We start from the raw sequence: 19,673 nt of genomic DNA on the forward strand, positions 1-19,673 counted from the left end.
TATTCATGCCATCCGCTGAAGGCCTGCCGCGAGGTGTTGTCGCTCGCCTCATCCCGCCGGCTTCCTCTTCCCCTTCAACAAACTCCCCGCCGCATTTTCCTCGAAACGCCCCGCTTCTTCTATATAGCCATGCACGGTGCCGTCGTGGCGCCAGCCGCCTTGGCGCTTGATGGCCTGGAAATCGGCGCCGGCGCGGTGCGCACTGGTGGCCATGCCGCGGCGCAGGCTGTGGCTCGATAGTTCCGGCACGTAATCGAGCCCGGCCAGCCGGGCGCAGCCTTCCAGTATCGTGTTGATGCTGCTCGCGTGCAATCCCTTTCCGCCCACATGGCCCCACTGGTTGACGGTGCGCAAGAGCGGGCCGCTGGCGATGCCCGCCACGCCCAGCCAGGCGCGCAAGGCCGTGGCCGGGCAGCAGACGCCGTCGCCGAACGGGATCGCCTTGACGATACCTTCCCCCAGTTGATCCGTTTTCGAGCGGGGCAAGGTGATCACCAGGCCTTGCGGCTCCCACCGGATGTCTTCCAGCCTCAATCCCACCAGTTCGCTGCGGCGGAAAGCGCCAAAAAAGCCCAGCTGCAGCAAGGCGCTGTCGCGCAAGGCCTTGTTGGTGCCCAGGGCGGCCAGCCTGGCGACGATCAGTTCCAGGTCTTCCAGGGGCAGCGCCCTCGCCTTCCTTTTCGGCTTGCCGTGCAGGCGGGCGATGCCGGCCAGGGTCTTGCGCACGGTGGGCGTGGACGCGGGGTCGACAAAGCCCTGGTACACATGCCATTGCGACAGGGCCGTCAGGCGCAGGGCCAGGGTACGCGCGTTCAGGCTGTCCGCATACGCCATCAAATAGCGGATGACGGTCGACTCGTCGGCAGGCAGCCCCCCGCCCCAGGCCTGGAAGTGGCGGATGGCGGAACGGTAGGTGCGGCGCGTGTTGTCGGACGTGGCGGCGGCGAGAAACGCCTGGTGGCGCGCGGCCAGCTCGGCATCGATCAAGGCGCCGTGTAACGGCGCATCAGCGATTGCGGTGTTCTTTGACACGCCAACACGGCGTTTCGGAAGGGGCAAATCGGGCATGGCGGCAGCGAAATCGGGGTTTTGTACTGGGAGGGTCACAGAATAGCATGCCAGACACCCCCATAACACGCGATAAGCAATCTTATCGTGAGTTATATTTATCAAGAACCATCAAAATTTATATCGTAATATTATTCGATATTACGTATCATGTAATACGTTACTAAATTTCGCTCATAGGTGATTTCATGGCCCGCACCGGTATTTTGTACTCTGATGTTATGAAAGCAGCCCAAATCGTCGCTGCCGATGGGCGCAATCCCACGGTCGACAATGTGCGCGAAGCGCTGGGCAGCACGGGCAGCAAGAGCACGATCGCACCCCTGCTCAAGCGCTGGAAGGAAGAGTTCCAGGGCGCGGGCGCCGTGAAAACGGAGTCAGGCCTGCCGGCCGAACTGATGGAAGCGATGCGCGGCGTGTACGAGAAGCAGCAGCGCGACGTGGCGCAGCAGCTCGAAACGGGCATGCAGCAGAACCGCGCCGAACTGGACGCGGCGCTGGAAAAACTCAAGAAGACGGAAAGCGAACGCTTGAAACTGACGGAGGCGCGCGCCGCCCTCACCCAGGAATTACGCGCCACCCAGCATGCGCTGGCGCAACTGAAGGAAGAACACCATTTCCGCGCCGTCACACTGGCGACCCTGCACAGCGATAACGCAGGCCTGACGCAGCGCCTGGCCGACCGCGGCGAGGAAATCGCGGCCCTGAACCGCCAGCTGGCGCAGGTGCGCTCGCAGTTCGACCATTACCAGGAAGCGGCCGCCGCGCAGCGCAGCGAGGAGCGGGCCCAGGCGGAGCAACGGATCAGCCGTCTGGAGCAGGACAACGCGCAGCTGCAGCAGCGCCTGCAAGGACAGCAGGCGACCCTGGTGCAGCAAGAGATGCGCCTGTCACAGATGCAGGCGGAACACGCGCGCCTGGCAGATGAGGCGGCCGCGGACCGCGCGGCGCTGGCCACCGTGCGCCCCGAACGCGACCAGTTTGAATTTCAATACCTGCAGGCGGCCGCCTCGGCCGACGCCCTGCTGGCCAAGCTCGATACGGCCTTGCTGGCGCTGAACGACGCCAAGGTGGCGCTGGCTGCACAGGACCGCCAGCTCGACATGCTGACGGAAAATACCCAGGCGGCACAGCAGCGCGCCGAAGCGCTGGCGCTGGAACGCGACGGCTTGCTGCGCGACAATGCCGGCATGGCCGCGCGACTGGCGTTGCACAACAAGGGGAAACGCGATGTTTGAACCCCGTCTACATGGTGTGGGATCTATATGATGGTCCCGGACGGGCCGGGAGCCGCGTCCGAACCTATGCTCATAGGCGGCGGTTCAGCACGCTGTCGATATCGTGGGTTTTCAGCTCGACCTGAACCGCGCCGTCCTGCAGCCAGTAGCCGTCGCCTCCCCGCTGCAGCGCGCCCATGTCGAGCGTGCCCAGCGCTGGCGGGATGACGCCGGCAAGCAAGGCCGCCGCATCGTCCCATGCCGCATACAGCAGTTTCAGGTACCAGCCGTCGTCGTGGGCAAAGGCGAGAAAGCGGCCACGCAAGGCGGCAGGCGGCGTGAGCGCGCCACGGTGGTCGAGCATCGCGGCCACGTCCGCGTCATGCAAAGCGGGTGCTGTGTCTTGCCAATCGGCCCAGGCATGGCTGCCGCAGGCGTACAGGTCTTCCTGGGCCAAGGCCGCCAATTGTTGTCGCGTCAAGGTCTGCCAGGCGGCAGACTTTTTGATTGTGCCGGCGCGGCCCTTGCGCAGCACGATGCCGCCGGACTCGCCGAGGGCCGGGAGAAAATCCTTGAATTCGATGCCGGAAGCGACCAGCATGCGCTCGGCCGGGTCGTGCCAGATATACAGATAATGTCTCAAGTGGTCGTTCGTTTCGGTTTGGGTGTCGTATTCAAAGCCACGGCGGCGCGTATCAGCGCCTTGAACGCCGCGGCATCGAGATGCTCGCCTTCGTGGATGTCGATGGCCCGGCGCGTGTTGCCGTCCAGGCTGGAATTGAACAGGCCGGCCGGATCGGGCAAGGCGGCGCCCTTGGCGAAGGTGAGTTTCACGGCCAATTTGATCAGCGCGCGCACGGCGGCCTGCTGCTGGCCGACATCTCCTGCATGTAGGCCACGATGGTCTCGCGGTCGGCGGCAAACTGGCCTGCGGCGCTGCGCTCGATCTTCAGATTCACGAGGGGCAAGCGGCTCCTGCGGAACAACATCAGCCGATAGCCGTCGGCCGTCGATACCGGCCGCTCCCCCGCCGCCATCTTGACGACGCGCGTGGGCGCACTGCGCGGCGAGCAGCATCGGGATGGCAAGCAAATGGCGGAGTTTCATGGGGCGGTATCAGTCATCGGGGCTAGGTACTGGCAGGATAACCGTCAATCTTGCTATAAGGCAAATGATTAGTTCTCATCCTTTACATTCCCTTGGGAATAGCGTCTTAATATGAAATTCACCTGGCGCGCGTAGCATTCAAATTGGCAAGGCCCTCAATGTGCAGCGCCTGCCATTTTCCCGCAGAACCATGAATGACATCGCTTTGACCTTGCACCACGGCGCCGCCGTGCCACGACCTCACGCCAGCGGGCACCGCCTGAAAGCGGCCCTGGGCGCCCTCTTCTTTCCCCGCCAGCGCACGCGCTGGCAAGCTTTTCTCGGCAGCATGCCGGGCCTGAATTCGCTGGCGCAGCTGCATCCCTGCCTGCGCTTCAAGATCTACCGCCCTTATGCCTCGCGGCAGCTGGGCTGCGCGGATCGCCTGGCCTTGCTGGAAGGACATTACCGCTTCCTGTGGCAAGCGGGTGCGCGCGCGCTGGTCGAACGGGCCGCGCGCGAAGCCGTGGTGCTGGCCGCGTTCGACGGCAAGGATGGGGCGCAATTCCGTTTGCAGCTGACGGCCATCCACGACAGCTACCGCGAGGGCGAACTGTGCCTGCGCCTGACGCGCGGCGGCCAAGCGATCTACCTGGCCAGCTTTCTGTTCCTGCCCCGTGCCGATGGCGTGTCCTTGCAGCTGGGCGCGCTGCAAGGCTTGCGCTCGGAAGCCGGCAAGCTGGCCGTCAAGGACGCCACGCGGGCGCTGCACGGTTGCCGTCCGAAAAACCTGATGGTGACGGCCTTGCGCGATTTCGGCGATTTTTTCGCTTGCAATAACCTGTTCTTGATCAGCAATGACAACCGCATCGCCCTGAATGCCCGGCGCCGCCGCCATATCGCCGCCGATTACGACCTGGCGTGGCAGGAATTGCATGCCTTGCGCATGCGCGACGGCAATTATCACTTGCCCTGCGCGGCCTACCGCGTGCCGGATCTGGCCGGGGTAGCATCAAAGAAACGCGCCGATGCGCGCCGACGCGGCGAATTGCTGCTCGGCATGGCCACCGGCATGCGCGCGCAGCTGGCGGGCCTGCTGGCTGAACATTGAGCAAGCGCAAGCGTTGCCATACCAGCAAACATAAAACTCAGGCAACCTTCATGTTGGCGCCGTATCCTTTACTTGACATGCCAGCCGCCTTATCCAGGCGCTGGCGCCTATGGCCCACCCTGGACAAGGTTTCCCATGACACCCAATTTCGCCCTTCTCCCCCTTTGCCTGCTCGGCGGCGCCGCCCTGGCCGCGCCCGTCCTGGACGACGCCGTGCGCCAGCGCGCCGAGGAACTCACGCGCACGGGCATGCTCCCCAGCATCGTCATCGCCGTGATCGACGGCAAGACCAGCGCCATCTACGGTTTTGGCAGCGTGCATGCCGGCAAGAATACCAAGCCGGGCGCGGACACCGTCTACCAGATCGGTTCCGTCACCAAGACCATGACGGCCTTGCTGCTGGCCGACGCCGTCGTCGAAGGCAAGGTGACGCTCGACGAGCCGGTGGCGACTGTATTGCCCGGCTATACCATGCCGGCCTTCGACGGCAAGCAGATCAGCCTGCTCGACCTGGCCACGCATTACTCCTCGCTGCCGCGCCTGCCCGACAACTTCGCGCCGAAAGACCCCGCCAATCCGTATGCGGACTACACGGAAGCGCAACAGCGGCAGTTTCTCGCCGCCTACCAGTTGCCCGCGCGCCGGGCACCAAATTTGACTACTCGAACATCGGCTATGCCGTGCTGGGCACGGCCCTGGCGGCACAGGGCGGCATCAGCTATGAAGCGCTGCTGCAAAAGCGCATCGCCGTGCCGCTGGGCATGCGCTCGACCTCGAACACGCCCACGCACGGCATGCTGGCGCGCCTGGCGCCCGGCCACCTGCTGTCGGGCGAGCCCACTCCCGCCTGGGATTTGAACGTGGTGGCGCCGGCCGGCGGCGTGTATTCGAGCGCGCGCGACATGGTCGCCTACCTGCAAGCGTACATGTTCAAGCCGCTGCGCCCGTATGCGCTGGCGATCCAGCCGCAGCGTCCGGTGGCGTCCGGCGACGACACGAAAATCGGCCTGGCCTGGTTGCTTGAGCAGCGGCAGGGCCAAGCCTACGCCTGGCACAGCGGGCAGACGGGCGGCTACACCAGCTATGCGGCGTTCACGACGGATGGCAAGCGGGGCGTGGTGGTCTTGACGAACGCGGCGCGCGATATCGACGCCCTGGGCGTGTCCGCCTTGCTGCCGGGCACGCCCTTGCCGCCGCTGAAAAAACCGCAAGCGGCCATCGAGCTGCCGCGCGCAACATTGGCCGAATACGTGGGTGAGTATCCATTGGACAAGGATTTCACGTTGACGGTGAGCCTGGGCAAGCACGGCCTGGAAGCGGCCGGCACGGGCGTCGGTTCGGCCGCCCTGTTCGCCAGCGCGAAAGACGCATTTTTCTTCCGCGCCATCGAGGCGGACCTGGCGTTTACGCGCGATGCGGCGGGCAAGATCGCCGGCGCCGTGCTCACGCAAGGCGGGCAGGACGTGGTCTTGCCGCGCAAGCAGTAAAACCTAGGCTGCCGGGTCCAGCATGAATTGCTCGACCCTGGCGACGAACTGCGCTTTGCTGCGCGTGCGGAATTCACCGAGGAAGGCGTCGCTGCCCTGGACGATCTTGCCGTGGCGGTCGTATGCCACCTTGCCCATTTCCAGCACGAATTCGCCGGCGGGATCGTCTTCCGGCTCGAAGTGCGAATTGAAGCAGTAACCGCTGTCGCGGCAGCTGCCCCACAGCAGCAGCGCGCTGCTGAACCATTGCATGGTATCCGGGCCAGGCTCTACCTCGAACAGGGTGTTGACGGTGATGTGCCAGCCGCCCGGGACGCGCAGCGGCTGCAATGGATAGGGAAAGCGTGGCTGTTTCATGTGGATGATGGCAGGCGGCGGCTTGCGTAAAAGGCGAGGAAGTCCAAGGCCGGCAGCGCTTTTGCAAACAGCCAGCCCTGGCCGAATTCGACCTTGCGTTCCAATAAATAATCGGCTTGCTGCCGCGTTTCGATGCCTTCGGCCACGATCAGCATGTTCAGGGTGCGGGCCATGTCGATGATGTGCGGCGTGACGCTGCTGGTGGCCGCGTCCGTGCCGATGGTGTCGACGAAGGATTTGTCGATTTTCAAGGCGTCGAGCGGCAGGTTTTGCAGGCTCGACAGGCTGGAATAGCCGGTGCCGAAGTCGTCGATGGCCACGGCGTGGCCCCGCGCCCTGGCTTTTTCGATGGTGGCGCGGGCGGCTTCCACGTTGATGAAGCCCCGCTCCGTCGCTTCCAGCCAGATCTGCTGCGCCTCGATGCCCGTGCCGGCCAGGGCGCGTTCGAGCACGTCGAGCACCCGCCCCGTCTCGATGTCGCTGGCGCACAGGTTGATGGCGATGTGCAGCTCGCGGTCGGCCAGCAGCGCGGCGCGCATGTCGGCGATGACGCAGGCGATCACCTGGTCCGTGATGGGCAGGATGAGGTCGCTTTCCTCGGCCACGGGGATGAACAGGTCGGGCCGTATCATGCTGCCGTCGGGACGGCGCCAGCGTATCAGCGCCTCGGCGCCCACGCACACGCCCGTGTCGAGCGCGATGATCGGCTGATAATGGACAAAGAATTCGCGCCGCTCGACCGCCGTTTCCAGTTCGCCGCGCAGCGACAGGCGCCGGCGCGACAGCCACACGACGACGCCGACGATGAAGGCGGCCATCAGCAGGCCCATCGGCAGGAGCAGCAGCTGTTCGCGGCGCAGCCTGTCGTTCAGCTTGCTGCGCGGCTCGATCATGACGGCCGTCAAGCCATCGCGGTACAGCATCGCGTGGATGCTGCCGTCGGGCGCGGCGTCGACGGCCGCCGGCAGCCCGGCGAGCAAGCTTTGCACCAGCGCGGGGTCGGGATGGTGCAAGGTGTCGAGCACGCCTTCCTTGCCGATGGCCACGGCCATCTGGATATCGCTGTCGACGATGACGTCGGAAAAGCGCACGGGATCGATCAGCACCTTGTAGGCGCGGTGGGACAGTCCCACCATGCGCTTGCCGCCGCTGACGACGGGGCGCAGGTTGAAATCGATGCCCATGCCGTTGGCCAGCGTGAAATCGGCGGGCGTGACGGCGATGCGCGCTTCTTCGATGCCCGTGGACGTGCATTTGAGCAAGCCGTTTTCCACGTAGCCGATATCGTCGATGCTGCGCGTCGTGATGGTGATGCGGCGCAACTGCTGGATATGCGCCTCCGAACACGGCGCCAGGTCCAGCGCATCGGCGCTGCGCAGGGCGACACCGGCCGAGGCGATGGAACGGTGGGCGCGCTCGAGCGCATAGCCGGCCAGCAGGCGCAGGCGTTCCTGCTCGCCCTGCTCGGCGCGCACGGACGACAAGTAGAAGGCCAGGCTAAGGGGGGCAGCCACGCCGATGACGGCCACCAGCGCGCTGGTCACGATAATGCGTTTTCTGCGCATGCGAATACCTGTGGTAGTTATATGATTGCTATGTATTGCTCGATGGCATCATATTACAAGCAGAGGCGGCGCACGCGCATATTGCTGAACAGTTACACTTTTTTCAGCGGCCTGGCCAGCACGAACACCAGCGCCGCCACCACGCCCGCCAGCCCGCCGGCCAGGTAGAGCACGCTGGCAAAGCCGTCGATGAAGGCGTGGCGGGCCGCTTCCTGCGCCACGGCTTGCAGCGCGGGCGGCAGCTGGCCGAAGGCCTCGGCCGCGTTGCCGGCGACGATGCGCCCGATCATCTCGGGCGAGGCTTTCAAGCCGTGCAGCCACGCCAGCTTCTCAAACGAGGCGGCCGTGCGCATGGCCAGCACGGCGCCCAGCGCGCCCACGGCCAGCACGATGCCGACAAAGCGCGTGGTGGTGCTGATGCCGGAACCCATGCCCGTGCGTTCGCGGGGGATGCAGGCGAGGATGGCCTTCTGCGTCGTGCCGTTGAGTAATCCTGCGCCCGCGCCCGTGACGACCATGCCGGCTGCCACCCAGCCGTACTGCAGGCTGGCGGCGGCCAGGGCCGTGGCGACGTTGCCCACGGCGACGATCAGCAAGCCCGTCACCAATATGCCGCGGTCGTCCAGCAGCCGCATGGCGCGCGGCGCCAGCCGGGACAGTACCACCATGGCGACGGCGAACGGCAGCATGGCGCAGCCGGCCAGGACGGCGGAAAAGCCGAAACCGTTCTGCAGGTACAGCGGCAAGAACGTCATCATCACTTGCGCGGCGATGGCGTAGCCGAACATGCCCAGCACGGCGCCGACGAACACGCGCTGGCCAAACAGGCTCAAATCGACCATGGGCGCGCGCTGGCGCCGTTCCACCAGCACGAAGACCAGCAGCAGCGCCGCGCCCGCCGCAAAGCGCAGCATGGTGGCACGGCTGGACCAGCCGGCCACGCTGGCGTCGATCAAGCCCCAGATGATGCAGAACAGGCCGGCGGAAAACAGCAGCGCCCCCGCCGGGTCGAAGCTGGCGTTGGACGCATCCTTCGATTCGTCCACATGCTTGCGCACCAGCCACATCAATATGGCGACGACAGGCAGGTTCAGGTAGAAAATCCAGCGCCAGTTGATGGCGCTCGTGACGAGGCCGCCCAACAGGGGCGCCACCGTCATGGCCACGCCCATGGCCGCGCCCCACACGGACCAGGCACGCGCCCTCTCCTTTTCCGCGTGAAACGTGTGGCCGATGACGGCCAGCGCGGACGTGAGCAGCAGCGCGGCACCGAGGCCCTTGACGGCGCGCGCCACGTTGAGCACGAACGGCGTCCACGCCAGGCCGCACAGCAAGGAGGCCAGCGCGAACACGGAGAGGCCCAACAGCATGACCTTGCGCCGTCCCAGGCGGTCGGCGATGCTGCCGGCCGGCAGCAAAAACGAGGCGAATGCCAGCATGTAGGCGCTGACCACCCATTCCACGTCGACGAAGCTGGCGTTGAGCGAGCGGGCGATCGACGGCAGCGAGACGGCGACGACGTTGGTGTCGAGCATGATCAGCGCGCACACGCCCGAGCACGTATATAAAGTCCAGTTGGTATTCTTCATGCCTCGATTGTAAGCAGGCTGGTGTTATTTCCTGTTATAAGACAAGCGCCTTATAATTCACTCATGGTGAATACGGAAAAAGACATGGAATTGCGGCATTTCCGCTGCGTGCTGGCCGTGGCGCACAGCCTGCATTTCGCGCGGGCGGCGGCGGAACTGGGCATCTCGCCGCCCGCGCTGACCAAGCAGGTGCAGGAAACGGAACAGTTGCTGGGCACGCGGCTGTTCCAGCGCAGCAAGCGCGCCGTGTCCCTGACGGCGGCCGGAGAATTGTTCGTGCTGGAAGCGGCGCGCGCGCTGGAGCAGCTGGCGCAGGCGCAGGACGTGGCGCGCCGGGCGGGACGGGGCGAGCTGGGACGGCTGGAAATCGGCTACGTGGCTTCGGCCGCCTATGCCGGCGTGCTGCAGGGCCAGTTCGCCCGCTTTCGCGCCAGCCACCCCGGCATCCATATCGCTGCGCGCGAATACGCGATGGACGCCCTGCCCGGCTTGCTGGACCAGGGCCGCGTCGATCTGGCCTTCGTGCGCCCGCCGCTGCACTTGCCGGACGGACTGGACAGCGTGGTGTTGCTGCGCGACCGCTTCGTGCTGGCCTTGCAGGCGGACAGCCCGCTCGCCCGGCAGCAAATAGCGGCACCGGCCGCGCTGGCGCAGCAGGCCTTAATCGTGCCGGAACAGGAACTGGGAACATTGGAGGTGAGCCGGCGCGGCGGTTTTGCGGCGCAGGTTGTGTCGCGCCCGGGCAGCCTGGTGGCCGTGCTGACGGAAGTGTCGCTGGGCGTGGGCTGCGCCATCGTGCCCCACTCCGTGATGGCCAGCGTGCACCTGCCCGGCGTGGTGTTCCGCGAGCTGCAAGGGCCACAGATCAGCTCGGAAATCGCCGTGACCTTCCGCCGCCACGAACAGGCGCCCGCCGCGCGCGCCTTCATCGCCCAGCTGCGCGCTGTAGCGCTGGCTTAGCCTCGGTTCTTCAAGACGGCCACGGCATAGGTGCAAGCGGTGGTCGTTTCATTGCGGAATACGCAGTCGGCCGGCGGACCCAGTTCCAGGCAGTCGCCCTCGTCCATCACGTGGCGCGTGTCGCCTTCGATGAAGACGAGGCTGCCGGACAGCGCCCAGATCAGCTGGCGCCGCGCCACATAGGCGGCGGCCGGCATGGCCACCACGGCGCCCGGCGGCAAGGTAATGTGCACGAGGTCGAGCGGCATGTCGGAGGCCGGCGACACGTGGCGTCGCACATAGCCGCTCTGCGGGTCGACCCACACGGGCTGCTCAAGCTTGCGCAGCAAGCGTCCCTCGCGCATTTCCGCGCGGGCGATCAGTTCGGACATGCTCAGGCCGAAGGCGCCCGACAGGCGCGCCAGCAAGGTGGCCGTGGGACTGCAGTCGCCCCGCTCCACCTTGTGCACCATCGCGCGCGACACGCCCGAACGGGCCGCCAGCTCCGTCAGCGACCAGCCCAGGCTTTCCCGCTCGAGGCGTACCCTGGCCCCGATGCGCTGGTTCAATTCGTCTGGTTTAGTGGACATGTATCGGCATCCATTCGGATTTTATTGGACAAGGCGTGGGCGCCGCTCTATGATTTGTCCATTATAGTAGACGACCAGCAAGGAGAGCAACATGCGCATACGCGATGCCCACGCGGGCGATATCGAGGCCATCACGGCCATCTACAACGATGCCGTCAGCAATACGCTGGCCATCTGGAATGAACGGACGGTTGACGCGGCCAACCGCGCCGCCTGGCTGGCCGACCGCGAGCGGGCCGGCTATCCCGTGCTCGTCGCCATCGATGCAGAGGAAAAGGTAGCTGGCTACGCCTCGTTCGGCGACTGGCGCCCGTTCGAGGGTTTCCGCCATACGGTCGAGCATTCCGTGTATGTGCGCGCCGATCGCCGGGGCGCCGGCGTCGGCAAGGCCTTGATGGGGGAATTGATTGTACGGGCGCGCGGCCTGGGCAAGCACGTGATGGTGGCGGGCATCGAGGCGGGCAATGCCGGCTCGATCGCCCTGCACAAGCAGCTGGGCTTCGAGGAAGTGGGCTTGATGCGCCAGGTGGGCACCAAGTTCGGCGCCTGGCTGGACCTGGCGTTCCTGCAGCTGCAGCTCGATGCGCGCAGCGATCCGGACGGCATCGCGCCGGCCGGATAAGGTCACGCCGGCATCAGGGATCGATCTCCGGCGGCGGGCGGCGCAGCGCCATGTGTTCCCACACGGCCACCAGTACCAGCACGCAGCTGGTGATGCAGGCCAGGGTCAGGGGCGCATACAGCCGTCCATACGCCATCGGGATCAGCGCCAGGATGATCAGGATGCCCAGCAGGTGCGACAGGGGCGGCGCGGCGCGGTCGCTGCTGACCCATTTGAATAGCGAATTGCCCAGCAGATACAGGATCGGGCCGCCCAGCAAGGCGCTGATGCCGGCGAAGCTCGCTTCGTCCGGATGCACGAGGGCCAGTTCATCGGCCACGGCGGAAACGATCACGCCGCCCACGATCAGCACGTGGATATACGTGTAGGCCTTGCGCGCGATGCGGCCCGGGTCCTTCGAGTGGGCGATGCGGTGGTGGCCCGCCTCGGCGCCCGTGTCGAAATAGATCCACCACATGGCGATGCTGCCGACCAGGGCCGACAAGAATCCCAGCCAGTTGCCGGCCGTCCATTCCAGGCCCGCGAACGTGGCGCCCGTCACCAGCAGGGATTCGCCCAGGGCGATGATGACGAACAGGCCGCAGCGTTCGGCCATGTGGCTGCCGTCGACGTCCCAGTCGGCCGTCGTCGAGCGGCCCAGGCCCGGCATGCCGAACAGCATCCAGGGCCCGGCCAGGTCGATCGCCAGGGCCGCGGCCCACCAGAAGATGCGCTGCTCGGGCGACGCGATGCCGCCGGCGATCCAGAAGATGCCGGACAGCACGGCCCACAGGGCGATGCGCTGGAAATTGCGGCGGCGCGCCAGCGCTTCATGGCGCACGGCCCACCAGGCGAACAGGGGCCGGCCCACCTGCATGGCCACATAGGCGAGCGCGAAACCGAGGCCCCGTGTGCCGAACGCTTCGGGAATCGAGGCCGACATGATCAGGCCGCCCAGCATCAGCGCAAACAGGCTGATGCGCACGGGAATGCGCTCGGGATCGAGCCAGTTGGTGATCCACGAGGTAAAAATCCACACCCACCAGACGGCCATCAGCAGCAAGCCCGTCTGCAGCCAACCCATGGTGCTCAGGTGCGCCAGCAAGCCATGCGACAGCTGTGTCACGGCAAACACGAACACGAGGTCGAAGAACAGCTCGATCATGCCCACCTTGCCGCTGTCCTGCGCGCCGCGCTGGCGCAGCAGGGAAATGCGATTATTCATTTTTTTCCTTGCATAAATACGGGAGCGGCGCCCGCGGCGCCGGCCAAAACGGCACGATGATAGCAGATGGGGATGGCGGTCGTGGCGCCGCGCCGCGGCCGCCATGCGTTTGCTCTTCCGGCCGAATTTCGCTACGATGGGCCGCATGCGCGGGACACCACCTCCACCATGTATCAGCTGAATTGGCGCGGCCCCTGGCTGGCTGCCGTGCTGCTGCTATCGCTCGGCGGCGACGCCCCGGCGCTGGCGCGCCAGCTGGCCGAACCGGCCCCCGCGTGCCGGGCGCCGCAAACCATGGCGCTGACGGTCAACAGCGACGCCGTCGCCACGGCCAGCAACGATATCAATGACAACACCCTGGTGGCGCTGCGCGCCAACGGTACCGCGTACTGGACGGTTTTATTGTCGACAGCGACTATCCTGCTGCAGCTGGACGCCGACCGCGGCGATACCATCGTGACGTTCCAGAAAGGACTGACCCTGCGTTTCCAGGCGCTCGGTCCGCAGCAATATCAAATCCTCATCGATGGCCCCATCCTCGATGACGGCACGCAATACACGCTGACTGGCAAGGTGGTGGCCGTTTTTGAGCGTTGTCCGGCCCTGCCCGCGCCAACCGCGCCGTAAAGGGTCGATAAATGCGCAGTAAATCCCCGCATGCCCTCTATTTAAATCAATAAACCGTTTATATTCAATTGCATTCCCTGCCTGCCTAGCCCCGGCTTTCCTGCCGCCGCGCCCGGATGCCGCGCCATTCTTGCCTTTGCGACAATTCGAGAGAATCGCGCAAAAAAATAGGCATAGAATCGCTACTCGTGATGCGCATCAACCGGCATGCTTATATGCCGAATAGCCGGAAACTATTTTTTGAATAAGTAAATAAGAAATATATTCATCCATTCCGGATTGATGAATATCAAATGTCTTGTCTTTATTTGAAATTGCGTATTGTCCTGCCATATTTTTATGGCATGGTCGCAAAGCCGTTGCCATACCGTTTTCCACCGACTTACCCAACTGCCCCGGACCTGTCGGCCACGGGGCGCCCACCGCAAGTGCAGGCCGATATCACCTCATGGAGAATGTCATGTCTAACTTACCTCGCGTCGAAGTCACCAACCATACGCTGGCCGCCGGCCAAAGCGTCACCACCAACACCACGCCGAACAGCCTCGCGCTGTCCATCGCCAGCAGCGACAGCAACAACCAGACCGGCATCGCCTTCCAGTTCCAGGGCCGCACCACGTACTGGAATCCCAGCGTCAGCACCGGTTTCACCACGGCCAAGCTGGCCAGCGACACGGGCAATGGCGTCGTCACGTGGAAAGCCGGCCTGACGGTCACCTACTCGCCGCAAAGCACGGGGCTGTACAACGTGCTGCTGTCCGGCGACATCGTCGACAGCGGCACCGTGTACACCTACACGGGCTTCGTGCTGGCCACCTTCACCTCCAACTCGCAGTAAGCGGCGGTTCCGCGTCCGCCTGCGGGCGGGCGCCCCGGATGGCCGCCCGCCACCGCATCCAGGCAGCCCGCCTGGCCATCCGCCGCCCTTTCCGGGCCCACCCGTTGTAAACGATTGCGATGCCGCGCGGCGCGCCATGCCGCCGCATCGCAGCCCGAGTCGCGTCTTGAGTGGAGGTTGTCATGGGTTTCAGCTTCGTCGCCACCGATCCCGCCAGCAAGGTCAGCCTGTATGAAGCGCCGCCGCGGGCGGGCCATGCCTGGGCCGGCTATTTGCTGCCGCCCGTCGCGCCGCCGGCCACGCCCCCGGACAGCATCGGCTATGCCGACAGCCTGTCGCCGCAGCGCATGGGCAGCTACGTGTTTGCCAGCGCCCGTCCGGCGGCGCTGGACGCGGCGCCCGGCCCCTTCATCGCCGCCCTCGCCGCGTATATCGACCAGCAGTCGTCGGCGCCGGGACTGAACCTGAACGCGCTGCTGTGGCTGCGCGACGCCGATGCGGCGCCGGCCGATCCCTTCAAGAACTACGGCTGCAGCTACAGCTATAACCCGCTGACCAAGGGCTTTGCCACCAGCACCAACGTCAATTTCCGGCTGGGACAGGACCTGCTGTTCAACGTGCTGTCCGGCGTCGGCCTGTCCATCGACGCCGCCAACGGCAGCCTGCGGCTGTCCGCGCCGCTGGCGACGCCGCCGGCGCTGGCCTTCCAGCGCAACGCCGGCGATATCGGCATACGCGTCACGGGCAGCGGCAATACGATCCGCACGTTCGTGCCACTGGAGGGCGCGAATGCGGGCTGCCTGACGTTTACGGCTACAGTCAACCCTGCCGTCACCTTCGGCCCCGGCGGCCTGGCCGTCGGCTTCCCCCTGAGCGCGCGCGACACGGCCAGCGGCCAGCTGCAGCAGCTGTTCTACCCGGCGCTGAGCGCGCCCGCCGCGCTGCCCGCCAGCCTGGCCTGGGTCGGCACGGTCGACCCGCTCGATCCCTACAATCAGAAGCTGTCCGCCCAGGCCAGGCTGGAAGGCGTATTGCGCTGCGGCTTGCTGCCGGCCGGCCAGCCCGCCTTGCCGTCCACCTACCGCACGGCGCTGGGCCATGCGACGGCCTTGCTGCCGCTGGGCGCCGCCAGCGGGCAGCCGCCCGTGATCGGCCTGCAGTCGGGCGCCCTGGCCTTTGGCTGCGCCGCGCGCTCACCGTCTGCGCCCGCGACAAGCAAGGCCCTGGTGACGCCGGCCGGGCGCTTCGGCCTGAGCGCCAGCGGCCAGGCGGCGGGGACGCAGATAAACTTGTTATGCGGCATCTTCGGCTCTGAACAGCTGAGCATGACCACCTATGACGGCGCCGCGCCGGAGAATGACAGCCTGCTGTTCGTGCCCGCCTCGCCCGCCTTCGCGCCCGTCTTCCCGTTCCAGGCCGCGACCCTGGACTTGCCCGATTCCGGCAACGTGGCCACGCCGCTGACGGCCGATTACCTCAGTTGCTGGGCCAGCGTGCTGAAGGGCAGCGCGGCCAGGCCGCAATACCATGCGGAGCCGGCGGGCAGTCCCATGTACGGCCTGCCGCCGGCCGCCCGGGAGGCCGCCTTGCTGCGCGCCGTGGCCGCCGACACCGTGCTCGCCTCGACCCCGCCCGCGCTGCCCGTGCCGCAGGGCGCCGCGCACGCCTTTCCCCTGCTGCCGTACGGCGGCGCCGTCAGCGGCGGCCCGCTGGACATCGATGCCGCCCTGCTGTCGAGCTTTGAAAGCAGCATCGTGGCCGCCACGCGCAAGGCCGTCATTTCCAGCGGCGCCGGCGCCACCTGGCAGGCGCGCGCGGCCGCCAGCCGCCGCGTGCGCGGGCTGGCCGCCGGCGAAGCGGTGGCGGAAGCGCCGCACTACCGCACCACGCCGCAGGGCGCCGTCGCCACCGTGTCCAGCCAGGCGCAGGACCAGGACGCCTTCCTGTCGGTGACCCTGGGCCAGACCCTGGGCGCCGGCGGCCAGGTCTTGCCGTTCGGCTTCCGCTTCCCGGACGCCACCTTGCAGGATGCCTTGCAGACCAACCAGCTGTTCCTGGTGGCCGTCAACGCGGCCCACCTGTCGGACGGCGGCGCGCGCTTCGACAATACCGTGGGCATCGCGGGCTGGACCATGCAAGCGCAGGTGGGCGTCGGCGTGACGCCCACGTTCTACCGCAACGTGATGCTGCTCAAGTATTGCAGCGGCAGTGTCAGGGAACGCGTCGCCAATCCGAACGCCTGGTCGGGCGCGCCCGATTTTTCGCTGGCCGCCGACGCCGGCCCCGGCGTTCAGGGCATCGCCTACACGGGGCTGTCGCAGTGGCTGCAGGATCTCATCGAAGCGGCCGAGGTGCTGGCGGCGGACAAGCCCGAATCGCCGTACCGGCATTTCCTGGAACTGGTCAGCGATCCCGCCTGGACGGGCGTGCTGGTGCTGCAGGCGGACCTGGATCCGTCCAGCCTGCCGGCTGGCCTGCAGGGCATCGCGGCCGGCCTCGACCTGACGCGCTTCGTCGCCCACCATTTCGGTTTCACGGCCAGCCGCGTGACGGTGCATGGCGACGGCAGCATCACCCTCGACGGCAATTCCAGCACCTTCGGCCTGGTCGACTACCAGGACCCGGCCTTCGCCGCCGGCCAGCGCAACGGCTTGCCGCCCGATACGCCCATCGCCCTGCCCGACACCGACAACTATGCGTTCCGCGTGCTGCAATTGCAGGTGCTGTTCGACAATGCCGTCATCAAGACCTTCAAGAGCTACGTGCAGCTGGCCGTGAATGGCCTGCTCGGCTCGCGCGTGACGGCCACCACCTTCGGCGGCAATGCGATGCCGAACAACGGCGTGGTCCTCGACGGCAGCTATATCGACCAGAATGGCACCGGCATCTACATCTTCGAGCAAGCCACGCCGTCGATATTCAGTCTCGACAGCAACCTGCTGCGCCACGTGGCTTTCCAGCGCATCCAGTTCAACTGCCTGGGCACCACGGACGCGGGCGCGACCGTGCTGAACCGTTTTTCCGTCTGGGGCACGCTGGACTTCGCCAGCCTGGACGACCGCACGGGCGCCGCGCTGGACCTGCTGTCGTTCGGCGCGCTGGCGCCGGACCTGCCGCCGGACGGCGAAGGCCTGGCCTTTTCCAACCTGGTGATCGACATGCGCTATCCGCAGACGACGCCGTCGGCCGTGCGCTTCGACGAGGTGACGGCCAACCTGGCCTACGACCTCGACGCCAGCCAGGCCAGGCCGGACAGCCTGTTCAAGGGCTTCGGCCTGGAACTGTCGGGCTTTATCGCCGCCGCTGACGGGCAAAAGCCGGCCGATTTCGGCTTCCTGCCCGTCAGCACGGCGCTGAACCTGGGCACGCTTGGCGGGCCCTGGCACGGCGTCGTGTACGACGTCACCATGGGCGGGCCGGGCGCGCTCGTCTCGGCCGCCGGCTTCCATTCGACCCTGCTGCTGGCCTGGTCGCCCGCCAGCACGGCCGGCGACGACGAGCAAGCCGTCTTCGTCGGCCTGTCGCTGCCGGGCGCGGCGCCGGGCGCCAGGCTGATCAGCCTGCAAGGCATCTTCAAGCTGGCCATCGACAATATCGGGCTGATGCGGCAAAAAGTGCCCGGCGGCGACTCCTACTATTATTGCCTGCGGCTCGACAACATCGCCATCAAGTTCCTCGGCATTGCCAAGCTGCCGCCCGACGCGAACATCCAGTTCTTCCTGTTTGGCGACCCGAAGAATACGGGCAGCCTGGGCTGGTATGCCGCGTACATCGCCGATGCGGCCGCCCGGCAGGAGCCGAAGCAGGAGCAGGAGCCGGCCGCGCTGGCATTGCCCGCCATCTCATTGGGGAGCGCAGCATGACCAACGTCGTGTACTGGAATATCGAGAACTTCGGCATCAACAAGGTCAACAATCCCAGCCGCAAGCGGCCCCGCTATGGTGAAGGCGGCCGCTGCGGCGGCAACCTGCCGGCCGTGGCCGCGCAGCAGCGCTGCAACCACATCCTGACCATCCTGCGCGCCACGCAGCCCGATATCTTCGTCCTGATCGAGGTGTCGGCCAGCGCGGCCGGCGCCGGCGACCTGGCGCCCGACACGGGCGGCCTGCAGGGCGCGATCTTCCTGCTGCAACAGCTGCGCAACGACGTCGCCGACCCCAACCGCGCTGCCTGGCGCATGGTGCCGCCGCTGAAAGTGGGCACGGGCGGGCGCACGGAATCGGTCGCCGTGCTGTACCGCGGCATATCGGGCACGGCCGGCACGCCCACGGAAGTGCGGCGCTATTTCACGGGGCCGAACGTGTGGACGGGCGGCGGCGTGTCGGCCGTGGCGGCCGGCGCCGTGCCCGCCGCCTACCCGGCCGGGGGCGCCGGCGCGTCCAACATCCAGGATTTGCTCAACCCGCCGGGCCAGCCGGCGCGCACCATCCCGGCCGGCGCGCAGTACAACGGCGGCCTGGCCGAGGGCATGGCGGCGGCGCGCATCGCCTTCGCGCCCGCACTGGCGCCAGCCACGCCGCCCATCGCTGGCGGCCTGGTCAATTTCAACGGCTTGCGCCAGCCCTTCATGGTCAGTTTCGTGGAAACCAACCAGGCCAACGCCATCACGCGCAACCTGACCCTGTTTGCCGTGCATGCGCCGCCCAACCACGGCGGCGCCACCAATTTCATCAATATCCTGCTGCGTGGCGTGCTCGACGTGGCGGCGGCGCCTGCCGGCGCGCCGCACAATGAAATCAAGCTGATCTGCGGCGACTTCAACCTGAACGCCATCTACGCGCAGCCGCCCGCGGCGGGCGGACGAACCACAGCCTACGACCAGTTGCGCGCGATCAACTACATACCGCTGCTGGACCCGCCGCCCGTCATGCCGGTGGCCGCCAACCTGACGCTGGACGCCTACCAGGGCTACCTGGCCACGCATATCCGCCCCAAGCGCACCAAGCAGCAGCTGACGCAGCAATCGCGCTTCCTGTGGTCCGACAATACGGCCGGCGGCCCGCTGCTGGCGTCGCCGTATCCCGGCTATAACTATATCGGCAGCGATATGGTCAGCAACTTTTTCTCGATCGACAATATGCTCGTCAACCCCCTGGTGCCGGCGAATAACTACCAGTTCACGGTGATGAATCCCGTCTCGGGCACGCCGTTCGCGCTGGCGGGCGCCATGCCCCCTGGCGTGCCCACCGGCACGCGCCCGCTGCCCGCGCAATTTCCGAACGTGCCTGCCGGCATGGCCTGGCCGCAATCGCCGGCGGCCGTGTATGCCGTGGGCCAGGCGCGCACGCTGAACGGCTGGGCCAATTACGGCTACCTGCGCAGCACCAGCGACCACCTGGCGCTGTTTGCCGTGCTGTAGACAGAGCGTCCGGG

General features: G+C 66.4%; 17 protein-coding genes and 2 pseudogenes. 9 read left to right on the plus strand and 10 right to left on the minus strand.

The features are described from left to right. Positions 1-48: 48 nt before the first annotated feature. Positions 49-1,032 (minus strand): site-specific integrase, encoded by a 984-nt coding sequence (locus AC0V2Y_RS10455; RefSeq protein ID WP_475417642.1) that lies wholly within the window; start codon positions 1,030-1,032, stop codon positions 49-51. Between the two features lie 257 nt (positions 1,033-1,289). Between AC0V2Y_RS10455 and AC0V2Y_RS10460 the strand changes: the two genes are divergently transcribed. Further along, on the plus strand, positions 1,290-2,306 hold the full coding sequence (locus AC0V2Y_RS10460; protein WP_475417641.1) for a DNA-binding protein: 1,017 nt from the start codon (positions 1,290-1,292) through the stop codon (positions 2,304-2,306). A gap of 70 nt (positions 2,307-2,376) precedes the next feature. Here AC0V2Y_RS10460 and AC0V2Y_RS10465 read toward each other — a convergent pair whose 3' ends face one another. The 3 genes and pseudogenes from AC0V2Y_RS10465 to AC0V2Y_RS10475 all read right to left on the minus strand — a co-directional run bounded on the left by AC0V2Y_RS10465 (position 2,377) and on the right by AC0V2Y_RS10475 (position 3,253). Then, the gene (locus AC0V2Y_RS10465; protein ID WP_475417640.1) at positions 2,377-2,928 is read right to left on the minus strand and encodes a hypothetical protein; all 552 of its coding nucleotides are present in this window, start codon (positions 2,926-2,928) and stop codon (positions 2,377-2,379) included. Further along, positions 2,925-3,128, minus strand: a pseudogene (locus AC0V2Y_RS10470) (DUF1801 domain-containing protein); the annotation flags it as partial. The pseudogene AC0V2Y_RS10470 and the gene AC0V2Y_RS10465, both read right to left, overlap by 4 nt. 2 nt (positions 3,129-3,130) lie before the next feature. Beyond that, on the minus strand, positions 3,131-3,253 hold the full coding sequence (locus AC0V2Y_RS10475) for a hypothetical protein (RefSeq protein ID WP_475417639.1): 123 nt from the start codon (positions 3,251-3,253) through the stop codon (positions 3,131-3,133). A gap of 329 nt (positions 3,254-3,582) precedes the next feature. Between AC0V2Y_RS10475 and AC0V2Y_RS10480 the strand changes: the two genes are divergently transcribed. Continuing rightward, on the plus strand, positions 3,583-4,482 hold the full coding sequence (locus tag AC0V2Y_RS10480) for a VirK/YbjX family protein (RefSeq protein ID WP_475417638.1): 900 nt from the start codon (positions 3,583-3,585) through the stop codon (positions 4,480-4,482). A gap of 249 nt (positions 4,483-4,731) precedes the next feature. Next, positions 4,732-5,969: pseudogene (locus AC0V2Y_RS10485) on the plus strand (serine hydrolase domain-containing protein). Between the two features lie 3 nt (positions 5,970-5,972). On the opposite strand, the gene AC0V2Y_RS10490 reads toward AC0V2Y_RS10485, so the two are convergent. From AC0V2Y_RS10490 to AC0V2Y_RS10500, 3 genes are all read right to left on the minus strand, one after another. After that, a complete protein-coding gene (locus AC0V2Y_RS10490; RefSeq protein WP_475417637.1) occupies positions 5,973-6,326 on the minus strand; it encodes a hypothetical protein in 354 nt (117 codons plus the stop codon). Then, positions 6,323-7,891: an EAL domain-containing protein gene (locus AC0V2Y_RS10495; RefSeq protein ID WP_475417636.1), complete on the minus strand. Its 1,569-nt coding sequence runs from the start codon at positions 7,889-7,891 to the stop codon at positions 6,323-6,325. Before AC0V2Y_RS10495 ends, AC0V2Y_RS10490 begins: the two co-directional genes overlap by 4 nt. Positions 7,892-7,983: 92 nt before the next feature. Beyond that, on the minus strand, positions 7,984-9,480 hold the full coding sequence (locus tag AC0V2Y_RS10500) for an MFS transporter (protein WP_475417635.1): 1,497 nt from the start codon (positions 9,478-9,480) through the stop codon (positions 7,984-7,986). Between the two features lie 84 nt (positions 9,481-9,564). On the opposite strand from AC0V2Y_RS10500, the gene AC0V2Y_RS10505 reads away from it, so the two are divergent. Beyond that, a complete protein-coding gene (locus AC0V2Y_RS10505) occupies positions 9,565-10,440 on the plus strand; it encodes a LysR family transcriptional regulator (protein WP_475417634.1) in 876 nt (291 codons plus the stop codon). On the opposite strand, the gene AC0V2Y_RS10510 is transcribed toward AC0V2Y_RS10505, so the two are convergent. Next, on the minus strand, positions 10,437-11,009 hold the full coding sequence (locus AC0V2Y_RS10510) for a helix-turn-helix domain-containing protein (protein ID WP_475417633.1): 573 nt from the start codon (positions 11,007-11,009) through the stop codon (positions 10,437-10,439). The two genes, AC0V2Y_RS10505 and AC0V2Y_RS10510, sit on opposite strands and share 4 nt — an antisense overlap. 91 nt (positions 11,010-11,100) lie before the next feature. Here AC0V2Y_RS10510 and AC0V2Y_RS10515 point away from each other — a divergent pair, with 91 nt between their 5' ends. Beyond that, the gene (locus AC0V2Y_RS10515; protein WP_475417632.1) at positions 11,101-11,631 is read left to right on the plus strand and encodes an N-acetyltransferase family protein; all 531 of its coding nucleotides are present in this window, start codon (positions 11,101-11,103) and stop codon (positions 11,629-11,631) included. A gap of 13 nt (positions 11,632-11,644) precedes the next feature. Here AC0V2Y_RS10515 and AC0V2Y_RS10520 read toward each other — a convergent pair whose 3' ends face one another. Then, on the minus strand, positions 11,645-12,835 hold the full coding sequence (locus tag AC0V2Y_RS10520) for a low temperature requirement protein A (protein ID WP_475417631.1): 1,191 nt from the start codon (positions 12,833-12,835) through the stop codon (positions 11,645-11,647). A 66-nt stretch (positions 12,836-12,901) separates the two neighbouring features. Here AC0V2Y_RS10520 and AC0V2Y_RS10525 point away from each other — a divergent pair, with 66 nt between their 5' ends. Further along, entirely contained in the window at positions 12,902-13,462 is a 561-nt protein-coding gene (locus AC0V2Y_RS10525; protein WP_475417630.1) for a hypothetical protein, read from the plus strand. A gap of 198 nt (positions 13,463-13,660) precedes the next feature. Here the strand turns inward: AC0V2Y_RS10525 and AC0V2Y_RS10530 are convergent, their stop codons facing one another. Next, positions 13,661-13,828 (minus strand): hypothetical protein, encoded by a 168-nt coding sequence (locus AC0V2Y_RS10530; RefSeq protein ID WP_475417629.1) that lies wholly within the window; start codon positions 13,826-13,828, stop codon positions 13,661-13,663. A 94-nt stretch (positions 13,829-13,922) separates the two neighbouring features. On the opposite strand from AC0V2Y_RS10530, the gene AC0V2Y_RS10535 reads away from it, so the two are divergent. From AC0V2Y_RS10535 to AC0V2Y_RS10545, 3 genes are all read left to right on the plus strand, one after another. Next, positions 13,923-14,300: a hypothetical protein gene (locus tag AC0V2Y_RS10535; protein ID WP_230538010.1), complete on the plus strand. Its 378-nt coding sequence runs from the start codon at positions 13,923-13,925 to the stop codon at positions 14,298-14,300. A 182-nt stretch (positions 14,301-14,482) separates the two neighbouring features. Continuing rightward, positions 14,483-18,163, plus strand: a complete 3,681-nt coding sequence (locus tag AC0V2Y_RS10540; protein ID WP_475417628.1) for a hypothetical protein — start codon at positions 14,483-14,485, stop codon at positions 18,161-18,163. Continuing rightward, positions 18,160-19,659, plus strand: a complete 1,500-nt coding sequence (locus AC0V2Y_RS10545; protein ID WP_475417627.1) for a hypothetical protein — start codon at positions 18,160-18,162, stop codon at positions 19,657-19,659. Before AC0V2Y_RS10540 ends, AC0V2Y_RS10545 begins: the two co-directional genes overlap by 4 nt. The last annotated feature ends 14 nt before the right edge of the window (positions 19,660-19,673 follow it).

The organism is Janthinobacterium sp. BHSEK, assembly GCF_056174685.1.

Bases quoted from the DNA above. Each gene is read 5' to 3' on its own strand.
- AC0V2Y_RS10460 (WP_475417641.1), top strand. From the start codon at position 1,290: ATGAAAGCAGCCCAAATCGTCGCTGCCGATGGGCGCAATCCCACGGTC.
- AC0V2Y_RS10480 (WP_475417638.1), top strand. From the start codon at position 3,583: ATGAATGACATCGCTTTGACCTTGCACCACGGCGCCGCCGTGCCACGA.
- AC0V2Y_RS10490 (WP_475417637.1), bottom strand. From the start codon at position 6,326: ATGAAACAGCCACGCTTTCCCTATCCATTGCAGCCGCTGCGCGTCCCG.
- AC0V2Y_RS10495 (WP_475417636.1), bottom strand. From the start codon at position 7,891: ATGCGCAGAAAACGCATTATCGTGACCAGCGCGCTGGTGGCCGTCATC.
- AC0V2Y_RS10500 (WP_475417635.1), bottom strand. From the start codon at position 9,480: ATGAAGAATACCAACTGGACTTTATATACGTGCTCGGGCGTGTGCGCG.
- AC0V2Y_RS10505 (WP_475417634.1), top strand. From the start codon at position 9,565: ATGGAATTGCGGCATTTCCGCTGCGTGCTGGCCGTGGCGCACAGCCTG.
- AC0V2Y_RS10510 (WP_475417633.1), bottom strand. From the start codon at position 11,009: ATGTCCACTAAACCAGACGAATTGAACCAGCGCATCGGGGCCAGGGTA.
- AC0V2Y_RS10515 (WP_475417632.1), top strand. From the start codon at position 11,101: ATGCGCATACGCGATGCCCACGCGGGCGATATCGAGGCCATCACGGCC.
- AC0V2Y_RS10520 (WP_475417631.1), bottom strand. From the start codon at position 12,835: ATGAATAATCGCATTTCCCTGCTGCGCCAGCGCGGCGCGCAGGACAGC.
- AC0V2Y_RS10525 (WP_475417630.1), top strand. From the start codon at position 12,902: ATGGGGATGGCGGTCGTGGCGCCGCGCCGCGGCCGCCATGCGTTTGCT.
- AC0V2Y_RS10530 (WP_475417629.1), bottom strand. From the start codon at position 13,828: ATGGCAACGGCTTTGCGACCATGCCATAAAAATATGGCAGGACAATAC.
- AC0V2Y_RS10535 (WP_230538010.1), top strand. From the start codon at position 13,923: ATGTCTAACTTACCTCGCGTCGAAGTCACCAACCATACGCTGGCCGCC.
- AC0V2Y_RS10540 (WP_475417628.1), top strand. From the start codon at position 14,483: ATGGGTTTCAGCTTCGTCGCCACCGATCCCGCCAGCAAGGTCAGCCTG.
- AC0V2Y_RS10545 (WP_475417627.1), top strand. From the start codon at position 18,160: ATGACCAACGTCGTGTACTGGAATATCGAGAACTTCGGCATCAACAAG.